The organism is Mycobacterium sp. E3298 (genome assembly GCF_001666895.1).
Taxonomy (GTDB): Bacteria; Actinomycetota; Actinomycetes; order Mycobacteriales; family Mycobacteriaceae; genus Mycobacterium.
In genome coordinates, this window is record NZ_LZJB01000490.1 from 1 (window position 1) to 808 (window position 808).

Genomic DNA, 808 nt, shown 5'->3' on the forward strand with positions numbered 1-808 from the left:
CAACAACCCGGTTTCGCCAGACGCTCCGATGGAGGTCCTGACCCAGTCCCGGCTGCCGTTGATCGTCGCCCTGGCGGTCAGCCTCCTGGCGATCCTGTTGATCCGGCAGCTGCGGCGCCGCTGACCCGCCACCGAGCCGCTACGGTGTCAGACGTGACCGTGTCATTCCAGCCAACCGCCGACCTCGTCGACGACATCGGCCCCGACGTACGCAGCTGCGACGTCCAGTTCCGCCAGTTCGGTGGCCGGTCCGAATTCGCCGGAGCCATCAGCACGGTGCGCTGCTTCGAAGACAACGCATTGCTGAAATCGGTTCTCTCCCAGCCAGGTGCGGGCGGGGTACTGGTCATCGACGGCGGCGGCTCCCTGCACTCGGCGCTGGTCGGAGACGTCATCGCCGAGCTGGCCCGCTCGAACGGCTGGGCGGGCCTCATCGTCAACGGTGCCGTGCGTGACGCGGCCGCGCTGCGCGGTCTCGACATCGGCATCAAGGCGCTGGGCACCAATCCCCGCAAGAGCAGCAAGACGGGCGCCGGTGAGCGCGATGTCGAGATCGCGCTCGGCGGCGTAACCTTCGTGCCCGGCGAGATCGCCTACAGCGACGACGACGGAATAGTCGTCGTCAAACCCTAAACCGCAACCGGCGCACGCTTCTTCGCGAATCGCAGGCCCTCGTCGGCAACCTTGCCGCGCCGGATCGTGCGCATGTCGAAGAGGTAGTTCTGCTTGAGCCGCCAGGGCGACGATCAACGGCAGCCGGGACTGGGTCAGGACCTCCATCGGAGCGTCTGGCGATACCGGGTTGTTG

At 67.1% G+C, this 808-nt stretch carries 1 protein-coding gene and 1 pseudogene; one reads left to right on the forward strand and one right to left on the reverse strand.

The genetic code is table 11. The features are described from left to right. The first annotated feature begins 153 nt into the window (after positions 1-153). On the forward strand, positions 154-633 hold the full coding sequence (rraA, locus tag A9X05_RS22365; RefSeq protein WP_067752137.1) for a ribonuclease E activity regulator RraA: 480 nt from the start codon (positions 154-156) through the stop codon (positions 631-633). Here the strand turns inward: rraA and A9X05_RS32355 are convergent. Next, positions 630-743: pseudogene (locus tag A9X05_RS32355) on the reverse strand (hypothetical protein); the annotation flags it as partial. The gene rraA and the pseudogene A9X05_RS32355 overlap by 4 nt on opposite strands. Between the last annotated feature and the right edge of the window lie 65 nt (positions 744-808).